9 protein-coding genes are annotated in these 9,825 nt (G+C 55.1%); 5 read left to right on the forward strand and 4 right to left on the reverse strand.

The window, feature by feature from the left end:
• The coding region (locus RTY00_RS12230) for a LysR substrate-binding domain-containing protein (protein WP_312664634.1) at positions 1-416 on the forward strand (416 nt) is incomplete at its 5' end.
• Here RTY00_RS12230 and RTY00_RS12235 read toward each other — a convergent pair.
• Positions 417-2,006 carry an MFS transporter gene (locus tag RTY00_RS12235; RefSeq protein ID WP_312664635.1) on the reverse strand — a complete coding sequence of 530 codons (1,590 nt, stop codon included), beginning with the start codon at positions 2,004-2,006 and terminating at the stop codon, positions 417-419.
• A gap of 216 nt (positions 2,007-2,222) precedes the next feature.
• On the opposite strand from RTY00_RS12235, the gene RTY00_RS12240 reads away from it, so the two are divergent.
• The gene (locus RTY00_RS12240; RefSeq protein WP_312664636.1) at positions 2,223-3,041 is read left to right on the forward strand and encodes an alpha/beta hydrolase; all 819 of its coding nucleotides are present in this window, start codon (positions 2,223-2,225) and stop codon (positions 3,039-3,041) included.
• 87 nt (positions 3,042-3,128) lie between these two features.
• Here RTY00_RS12240 and treF read toward each other — a convergent pair whose 3' ends face one another.
• A complete protein-coding gene (gene treF / locus RTY00_RS12245) occupies positions 3,129-4,787 on the reverse strand; it encodes an alpha,alpha-trehalase TreF (RefSeq protein WP_052026007.1) in 1,659 nt (552 codons plus the stop codon).
• Positions 4,788-5,146: 359 nt separating this feature from the next.
• On the reverse strand, positions 5,147-6,001 hold the full coding sequence (locus RTY00_RS12250; RefSeq protein WP_312664637.1) for an SDR family oxidoreductase: 855 nt from the start codon (positions 5,999-6,001) through the stop codon (positions 5,147-5,149).
• A 97-nt stretch (positions 6,002-6,098) separates the two neighbouring features.
• On the opposite strand from RTY00_RS12250, the gene RTY00_RS12255 reads away from it, so the two are divergent.
• Positions 6,099-6,461, forward strand: coding sequence for a winged helix-turn-helix transcriptional regulator (locus tag RTY00_RS12255; protein WP_008107191.1), 363 nt, complete (start codon positions 6,099-6,101; stop codon positions 6,459-6,461).
• A 33-nt stretch (positions 6,462-6,494) separates the two neighbouring features.
• On the opposite strand, the gene yghX is transcribed toward RTY00_RS12255, so the two are convergent.
• Positions 6,495-7,385: a YghX family hydrolase gene (yghX, locus tag RTY00_RS12260; protein ID WP_312664638.1), complete on the reverse strand. Its 891-nt coding sequence runs from the start codon at positions 7,383-7,385 to the stop codon at positions 6,495-6,497.
• Between the two features lie 563 nt (positions 7,386-7,948).
• Between yghX and RTY00_RS12265 the strand changes: the two genes are divergently transcribed.
• Both RTY00_RS12265 and cydB read left to right on the forward strand, forming a co-directional pair.
• Positions 7,949-9,370, forward strand: coding sequence for a cytochrome ubiquinol oxidase subunit I (locus tag RTY00_RS12265; protein WP_008107195.1), 1,422 nt, complete (start codon positions 7,949-7,951; stop codon positions 9,368-9,370).
• A 1-nt stretch (position 9,371) separates the two neighbouring features.
• Positions 9,372-9,825, forward strand: a 454-nt coding sequence (gene cydB, locus RTY00_RS12270) for a cytochrome d ubiquinol oxidase subunit II (RefSeq protein WP_312664639.1), incomplete at its 3' end; no start/stop codon positions are given.

Consider the following 9,825-nt stretch of genomic DNA (forward strand, 5'->3'; position numbering starts at 1 on the left):
GTTGGCTCGAGTATGTGTTTGCCGTCGCGCCTAATCATCCGCTCGCCACCGCGCTGGAACCGCTGCCGCGCGAGCAGATCCGCCAGTATCGCGCCGTTACGGTGCATGACTCTTCGCGCCACGGCACGGGCATTGATTTACGTGTGCTGGATGAGCAGAAAACCCTGAGCGTGCATGATTTTCCTACCAAACTGCAGGCACAGCTGGATGGCCTTGGCTGCGGTTATCTGCCGCTTTATCTGGCGCGTCCACATCTGGCAAGCGGGGCGCTGGTGGCGCGTCAGCTGGATAGCGAATGCCGCCGTGATATGGCGTATCTGGCGTGGAACGAAAGCGCCTGCGGTAATGCGGCAACCTGGTGGCGCGAGCGCTTACTCACGCTGCCAGGTTTGCGCGATGTCTATCTGCCAGCGTAATCAGATGGCGATATGGTGGCTGACCAACGGCGCTTCCTCGCCCTGATGGTATTGCAGCACCTTCTGCTGTAACTCGGCATCAGCGTGGGAGACGCGCTGGTGCTGGCGTAAATGCTCCTGCCACGACTCAACCAAAAACCACTCCAGCAACGCGTTGGGATCGTCGGTTTGTGCCATCAATCCCCATGAATACGCGCCGTCGCGACGACGTGCATGCGCCAGCTTGTGGATCGCCTGTTTGAAGGCAGCGCGATCTTCCGGCAGCACGCGATAGCGGATCTGAATCAACACCGGCCCGCGACGCACATTGGTATCTGCATCCAGCTGCGGTTCTGCCCAGTGCAGCGACGGTTGCAGGTCGGCTTCACCGGCGGGCAACACCAGACGCTTCAGCAGCAGCGCGCTAATAATCAATCCCGCTCCGGCAATCAGCAGCGTATTGCCGAGTCCCGCATGCTGGGCAATCAAACCCCACGCCAAACTGCCGCCCGCCAGCGTGCCGTTGAACACCATCAAATAGACCGCTAACCCGCGACCGCGCACCCAATCCGGCAGCACCGCCTGCGCCACGCCGTTTAAGGTGGTTAGCGCGATGATCCAGCCCACGCCCAGCACCAGCATCAATAGCAGCGCCAGCCACTGCGGCGGACTGAACGCCAGCGCCAGCATCACCAGCGCACTCAGCAGCGCCGAGAGCAGCAGCAAGCCATCGTTACTCAGCACGCTGCGCAGGCGCGGCAGCAGTAGCGCACCAGCAATCGCACCGCCGCCGACGGCACCGAGCAGCAAGCCGTAGAAGCCAGCGGTGCCATGCAGCATGCTGCGCGCCACCAGCGGCAGCAGCGCCCAAATAGCGCTGGCAAAAGCGAAGTAGAGCGCGGCACGCAGCAGCACGCGGTGCAGATCGTGGCTGGCTCGCACATAGCGCAGCCCGGCACGAAACGCGCCAAAGAAGTGTTCATTCAGTTCGGTTTTGGCTTTCGCCGGGCGCTTCCACAACAGCAGCGCGGCGATGACGAAAAAGTAGCTCGCCACATCGGCGCCATAAGCCGCCATCGCTCCCAGACTTGCCAGCAGCAAACCGCCGGTCGCCGGACCAATGGCGCGCGCGATATTGATGCCGATCGAGTTGAGCGCCACGGCGTTTTTCAACTCATGACGCGGCACCAGCTCCGGCACAATTGCCTGCCAGGCGGGACCAAACAGCGCTGCGCCAATGCCGCCGACGAAGGTCAGGCCGATCAACCATTCCACGGTGAGCCAGTTATTGTGCGACAGCAGCAGCAAGGTGCCGCTGACGCTGGCCATGAGTATTTGCACTACAATCAGCAGGCGGCGGCGATCGACGATATCCGACAGCACGCCAGCCGGCAGCGCCAGCAGGAACACCGGCAAAGTGGCGGCAGTTTGCATCAGCGCTACCGCCGTGGGGTTATCGGAGAGTCCGGTCACAAGCCAGGCGCTGGCGACATCGCGGATAAAGCTGCCGGTGTTGCCGAGCACTGAAGCGGTCCAGATCAGGGCAAACAGCCCGTAACCAAACGGTGAGAAAGCGCTGCTGCGCGACGTAGCGGAAGTGGGCTGGCTCATCATCATGTTCCTGTAAGAGAGGCGATGTAAGCACCTTACGAATCCAGCCGCGTGCTTGATAGCGGAAAAAATTCCTCAACTTGTTCAGGCTTTTTTGACAGCTTTGCAGCACCAAAAACCTTGAACAAGTTGTCAAAATCTCTGCTTTAGGTTTTTCCCATAGCTCGATGTAGTTTGATTGGCAGACAAAACATCACTCACTAACGGAGCAAAAACATGAGCACTTTCAAGACCAAAGACGGCGTGAACCTTTACTTCAAAGATTGGGGCAAGGGCCAACCGGTGCTGTTTAGCCACGGCTGGCCGCTGGATGCCGATATGTGGGATAGCCAACTCAATTTCCTTGCTGAGCGCGGCTACCGCGTGATTGCCTTTGACCGCCGCGGCTTTGGCCGTTCTGAACAGCCGTGGGAAGGCTACGATTACGATACCTTTGCCGATGATATTCATGGCCTGATTGAGCATCTGCAATTAGACGACGTGACGCTGGTGGGCTTCTCAATGGGTGGCGGCGATGTGACGCGCTATATCGGCCGCTACGGCACAGCGAAAGTGAAAGGATTAGTGCTGCTGGGTGCGGTGACACCGATATTCGGCAAGACTGCCGATCATCCAGAAGGCGTAGAGCAGGCCGCGTTTGATGGCATTAAAGAGGGTTTGCGTAAAGACCGCGCGCAATTTATCAAGGAGTTCGCCACGCCGTTCTATGGCATCAACGCCGGGCAAACCGTTTCTGATGGCGTTCTGACGCAGACGTTGAACATCGCGCTGCTGGCGTCGCTGAAAGGCACGATTGATTGTGTCACGGCCTTCTCTGAGACCGATTTCCGCGCAGATATCGCTAAAGTCGATGTGCCGACGTTGGTGATTCATGGCAGCAACGACCAGATCGTGCCGTTTGAAGCCACCGGAAAATTGGCGCATGAGATGATTGAAGGGTCGGAGCTGAAGGTTTATGAGAACGGTCCGCATGGATTTGCGGTGACGCATCAGGAGCAGCTGAATGCGGATTTGTTGGCGTTTTTGCAGAAGTAGAAGTCGTTAGCGGTCGCCATTAATGGCGACCAAATGCGCAATATGTGAAACGGTCGCCATGAATGGCGACCCTACGGTGCGTATTAATCAATCCGCCAGCAAATGCCCATACATGGTCATCAATCTGCGCGTCACGCCATTGGTCCAGCCGAAGCCGTCCTGCAGCGGATATTCACCACCGCCACCCGGACGGGCGCGATCGCCGCTGATGTCATACTTCTCCACCAGCTTATGATGCAGTGAGTAGAAATTATTCACCGTATTCAGCCAGTTAACGGCAATTTCTGTCGCCAGCGTCTCTTCACCGTAGTGATTCAAGCCGACAACCGCCATCCACTGTAGCGGTGCCCATGCATTGGGTTTATCCCACTGTTCCCCGCTTTCCACCATCGAGGTCAGCAAACCACCTTGCGTCAACAACAGATGACGCAGCGCAACGGCCTGCAAATGCGCCTGCTCTGGTGAGGCGAGGCCGAGAAACAGTGGCACCACCGCAGCGGCAGTGAAGGCGCCAAAGCGCTCGCGGCGCCAGTCGTAATCGCGGTAAACACCGGCGGTGTTATCCCACAGATAGCGATGGATCGCCTGCTTACGCGCATCGGCTTTTTTCTGCCACGCCAGCGCCGTGAGCTCTTCACCTTTGGCATGTGACAGCGTCGAAATCATCAGCTCCAGCTTGTAGAGGAACGCGTTGAGATCGATCGGAATAAATTGCGTGGTGCGGATGCTCGCCAGACGCTGCGGATCGCGCAGCCAGCGTGAGGAGTAATCCCAGCCCGATGCGGCACCGGCACGCAGATCGCGGTAAACCTCATTCGCCGGACGACCCGATTTCTTCGCGGTTTCAATATCTTCCAGCCACGATTCATCGCGCGGCGTGTCGCGATCGTCCCAGTAGCGGTTGAGCAGCGAACCATCTGGCATGCGCACCACGTGGCGATAGGCCTGATGCGGCATCAGCTCGCCTGCGCCGTCCATCCAGAACTGATACTCTTTCATCAGCTGATCGAGATAGCGTTTCGCACCGCGAATGCCATCTTCTTCAAACAGTTCAACCATTAGCGCAAATACCGGCGGCTGCGAGCGGCTGAGGTAGTAAGTCCGGTTGCCGTTCGGCACGTGACCGTAGTTATCAATCAGCCAGGCGAAGTTATCCGCCATGTGACGCAGCAAATCGTCGCGGCCGGCATCGGCCAGACCGAGCATGCTGAAGTAGGAGTCCCAGTAATAGGTTTCTCCAAATCGACCGCCGGGCACCACGTACGGTTTCGGCAACGGCAGCAGCGATGAGTGCGCTAAATGTTGCTGCGGCATTTTGGTTAACACCGGCCACAGATCGTCAATATGTTCAGTTAAGGTTTTATCTGGATTGGAAACATAAAAACTCTCATTCACCTGAGGAGAATAAAAATGTTCGTGCACGAATGCTTCCAGATCAAAATCCGCTGCGCGTTTACGACGACGAAAACGAATTAAAATATCCAGCGGATCGAATTTTGGTGCGCAGTCCGGGAACGTTTTGCTGTCGGCAAATATGTGCGATGTTTGCACTTGCTCAAACAGTTCCATGTAGCGATCGGCAGGCGTCAGCGCATCCGGCGCGGGCAGACCTTCAATCAGCTCGGGTTCCGGCTCCGAATCCTGCATACCTTCGCGAACGAACTCATGAGGATTATATTGATACTCCAGTTCAGCATCAGCGCGTCGATCCTCGAAAGCGTTATATTGCTGTTGGTTAGTATTAATAGCAGCCTCCTGGTAAATTCTTGAATGCGTAAAGAACAAATTATAGAGCTCTGAACGGGCGAAACAACAATGCGATTTATCTATGAACGTAATAAATCATGTCGATGGATCCGGTGTTTTTGCGATTTTTCAGCGATTACAACGGACTATATTTCAGGAAATGAAAGCGGCGTTTAGGATGGATGTTTAAATAGGTACGCAGAATTATCTGTATTTAAGAAAATCGCTAAAATTTGCGCGAAAAAGCGTGGGATGGCTTGATCAATTGATGGCAAACGCAGCGGGGATTGACCAGGTTGGCATAAATGCCAACCATACAAAATGGCGTAGGGTCGGCATTTATGCCGACCTGGTTACCCTTACTTCTGTAACGCCGCCTTAATCACTTCCGCATACGGCGTGGTCGCACGGCCAATCAGTTTACTCAGCGTATGGCTATCATCGAACAATCCGCCTTTTTCGGCACCGGCATCTGAATCGGCCAGCATCTCGGACAAGCCGTCCGGCAAACCGGCACCTTTCAGCGCGGCGGCAAATTCGGCCTGCGGCAGGTTGATGTAATCCACTTGCTCACCAGACTGTTTGGCAATCTCGGCGCTGAACTGCGCCAGCGTGTAGCTGTCGTCGCCAGCCAGTTCATACACTTTGCCAGCCTGGTCGTCACGGCTGATCACTTCAGCGGCAGCAGCCGCATAGTCAACGCGCGCCGCAGAGGCGATACGACCTTCACCCACCGCACCAATAAAGGCATGATGCGCCAGCGCTGGCGCAATACTTGCCGCGTAGTTTTCGGTGTACCAGCCGTTACGCAATAGTGCGAACGGAATGCCGGAAGCTTTCAGCTGCGCTTCAGTCGCACGATGCTCAACGCCTAAACCCAATGGCGACGTGTCGGCGTGCAGCAAGCTGGTGTAGGCGATAAAGCCGACGCCAGCGGCTTTTGCCGCATCGATCACCGCCTTGTGCTGCGCTTCACGCTGGCCGACTTCGCTGGAGGAGATCAGTAGCAGCTTATCGACGCCAGCAAAGGCGCTCTGTAGCGTTTCCGGTTTGCTGTAATCCGCCGCACGCAGCGTCACGCCCAATGCTTGTAGATCGGCCGCTTTTTCCGGTGAACGCACCGCAGCAATGATTTCGCTAGCTGGCACTTTTTTCAGTAACTCGTTAATCACCAGACGGCCCAGTTGGCCTGTGGCACCTGTAATCGCAATCATGTTGTTCTCCTTTTGAACTGGTATGAAAACAGCCTAAGCGATAAACTAACTTTTAGTAAGTACTTACAGATTTGTTAGTTTGAGTTGGGTGAGTTAAATGTCTGAAAAGATGAGTGAAAAATTTACGCGCGGTGAGTTGCTTAACGTGAACTGCCCGTCGCGCGAAGTGCTGAAGCGCATTACAAGCCGCTGGAGCGTACTGATTTTGCTGGCGCTGCGCGAAGAAACTCTGCGCTTTAGCGAGCTGCGTCGCAAGATTGGCGGCGTCAGCGAACGCATGCTGGCGCAGACGCTGCGCTATATGGAAGAGGATGGTTTTGTTGAGCGCATTGCCTATGAAGTAGTGCCGCCGCACGTCGAGTATCGTTTGACGTCGTTAGGTCGCGAAGTGGAAGGGCAGGTAACCGGGCTGGCGGATTGGCTGGAGAGCAATGTGCATCGGATATTGAAGGCGCATTGAGAAGGTCGCCATGAATGGCGACCCAACAAGCCATCACGCCCGCAAATACTTCTCAAACCAACCCAGCGTGCGGCTCCAGGCTAATTCGGCGGCGGCTTTGTCGTAACGCGGCGTCGAATCATTATGGAAGCCATGATTCACGCCCGGATAAACGTAGCCTTCGTAGACTTTGTGATTGGCCTTCAACGCCTCTTCATAGGCTGGCCAACCTTCGTTGATGCCTTTATCCAGCGCGGCGTAGTGCAGCAACAGCGGCGCTTTGATGCGCGGCACATCTTCCGCTTTAGGGTGACGGCCGTAGAACGGTACCGCACAGGCTAAATCGGGAAACGCGACCGCAGCCGCATTGGCTACGCCGCCGCCGTAGCAGAAGCCGGTGATGCCCACTTTGCCAGTGCCTTCCTCGTGATGCATCAGGAAATCAATCGCGGCGAAGAAGTCATTCATCAACTTAGTCGGATCGACTTTGGCCTGCATCGTTTTGCCTTCATCATCATTGCCCGGATAACCGCCCAAAGAGCTCAAGCCATCCGGTGCCAGCGCGATGTAACCGGCTTTTGCTACGCGTCGTGCCACGTCTTCGATATAGGGATTGAGGCCACGATTTTCGTGCACCACCACCACTGCAGGCACTTTGCCGGTTGCATTGGCCGGACGCACCAGATAGCCGCGCACCTCGCCGTGGCCTTGCGGTGATGGATAGTGAATGTACTCCGGTTTGATCGCCGGATCGGTAAATTCCACCTGCTGCGCCAGCGCATAGTTGGGGCTCATGGCGCTCAATAATGTTGCGCCCGCCATGCCCGCAACGGTGAATTTCGCCGCCATCGAGATAAATTCGCGTTTGCTGATTTTGCCGTGGGCGTAGTAATCGTAAAGCTCGAGCAGTTCCTGAGGGAAATCCTGTGCAGTAAGACGGGCCATAACCTCTCCTTCGCTGTTTAACTGGTTGATTACTGCTCTAAAAAAGCACAGCTTGTCGCCGCTGGCAAATGCCATGCCGCAGCAGGTTAACGTCACCACGTTTACATCACGTCACCAATAAGCAGCAGGAGTTACGCTTTTCGTTTTAAATTAATTATCTTTTAATTAACAATTCTGATCATCCCGCGCTGTCCGGAAATATTTACATGCTCTAATGAGGAGCGGTAAATAACGCCTTTTTTCTGCGCACTAAAAAATAAATAAATGAAGTGGTTACCTGATAAGCACAGCGGGAATAAGCGGGAAATAATAACAATATTGTCACAATGAGTGAGGGTGATTAACCTTAACATAGTGATTTTAAAGTATTAGTTTCTGCTGAAAACAATGATAGAAATCAAAAAACACTGTTATAGTTTTACCGAACTCCCCTGTATCTTTTTGTTCGCACCACTTCCTTTTACATTGGCGCGACATTTCTTTAAGCACGGCGAATAACCGCTGCGCTCTGCTTGTTAATTATAAGTAAAAATTCGGTGTAATTTGTGGCAATGAGGTAAGCAATGTTTGGATTAGACGCCTTTCATCTGGCCAGGATTCAGTTCGCATTTACTGTTTCCTTCCATATTATCTTTCCAGCCATCACCATCGGTCTCGCCAGTTTCCTGGCGGTGCTTGAAGGGATGTGGCTGAAAACCCGTAACGAGACCTATCGCGATCTCTACCATTTCTGGTCGAAAGCTTTTGCCGTTAACTTCGGCATGGGCGTGGTATCCGGATTGGTGATGGCGTACCAGTTCGGTACTAACTGGAGCGGTTTCTCACAGTTTGCTGGCAGTATCACCGGCCCGCTGCTCACCTATGAAGTGTTAACCGCGTTCTTCCTTGAAGCGGGCTTCCTTGGCGTGATGCTGTTTGGCTGGAACCGCGTCGGTCCAGGCTTGCACTTCTTCGCAACCTGCATGGTCGCGCTCGGCACCATCTTCTCCACCTTCTGGATTCTGGCGTCGAACAGCTGGATGCATACGCCGCAGGGCTACATCATCCAGAACGGCATCGTGGTACCGGAAGATTGGCTGAAAATCATCTTCAACCCTTCGTTCCCTTATCGCTTGTTCCATATGTCGGTGGGTGCTTTCCTCGCCAGCGCCTTCTTTGTCGGCGCGTCGGGCGCATGGCATTTGCTGCGCGGTAACGACAATCCAGCGATTCGTAAGATGTTCTCGATGGCATTGTGGATGGCGCTGATTGTGGCACCGATTCAGGCAATGATCGGTGATGCGCACGGCCTGAACACCCTTGAGCATCAGCCAGCGAAAATCGCGGCGATTGAAGGACACTGGGAAAACAAGCCGGGTGAAGCCTCGCCGCTGATCCTATTCGGTGTGCCGGATATGGAGCAGGAGCGTACCAAGTACGCGCTGGAAATCCCGTACCTCGGCAGCCTGATTCTGACGCATAGCCTCGACAAGCAGATCCCTGCGCTGAAGAGCTTCCCGAAAGAGGACCGCCCGAACTCCACCATCATCTTCTGGTCATTCCGCGTGATGGTGGCGCTGGGCCTGCTGATGATTACGCTCGGCGTGGTCTCTTTGTGGCTGCGTTTCAAAGGTCGTTTGTATCACTCGCGTCCGTTCCTGTGGTTCACGCTGCTGATGGGCCCCTCGGGTTTGATCGCCATTCTGGCCGGCTGGTTTACTACCGAAATTGGTCGTCAGCCTTGGGTGGTTTATGGCGTGCAGCGCACCATTGATGCGGTCTCCGCGCACGGCGACATGCACATGAGTATCAGCCTGCTGGCGTTCATTCTGGTCTACTCGTCGGTGTTTGGTGTCGGTTACCTCTACATGATGCGTCTGATCAAAGAGGGTCCGGTGACCGGCGAAGGTAAAGAGGTTGATCACGGTGGTCCGGGTCAGCATCACACGCCAGCGCGTCCGTTGTCGGCGGCCAAAACCCATAGCGAAAAGAGTGGGGAGCACTAAGATGATCGACTTTTCAATTATCTGGTTTGCCATCATCGTGTTTGGCACCTTGATGTACATCGTGATGGATGGCTTCGATCTCGGCATTGGCTTGCTGCTGCCGTTCAATAAAGATCCCATCGAACGCGACATGATGGTGAACACCGTTGCCCCGGTTTGGGATGGCAACGAAACCTGGCTGGTGCTGGGCGGCGCGGCGCTGTACGGCGCGTTCCCGCTGGCGTATTCGGTGCTGCTGGATGCGCTGTCGATTCCTTTGACGGCAATGCTGATTGGCCTGATCTTCCGTGGTGTCGCTTTTGAGTTCCGCTTTAAAGCCACGGTAGAACACCGTCCGTTCTGGGATAAGTCGTTCATTGCCGGTTCACTGCTGGCCACCTTCAGTCAGGGCGTGGCGGTTGGCGCTATCCTGAATGGTTTCCCGGTGGTTGGCCGTGAATATGCGGGTTCAGCGA

It is taken from the genome of Pantoea sp. CTOTU49201 (assembly GCF_032054795.1).
Lineage (GTDB): Bacteria > Pseudomonadota > Gammaproteobacteria > Enterobacterales > Enterobacteriaceae > Pantoea > Pantoea symbiotica.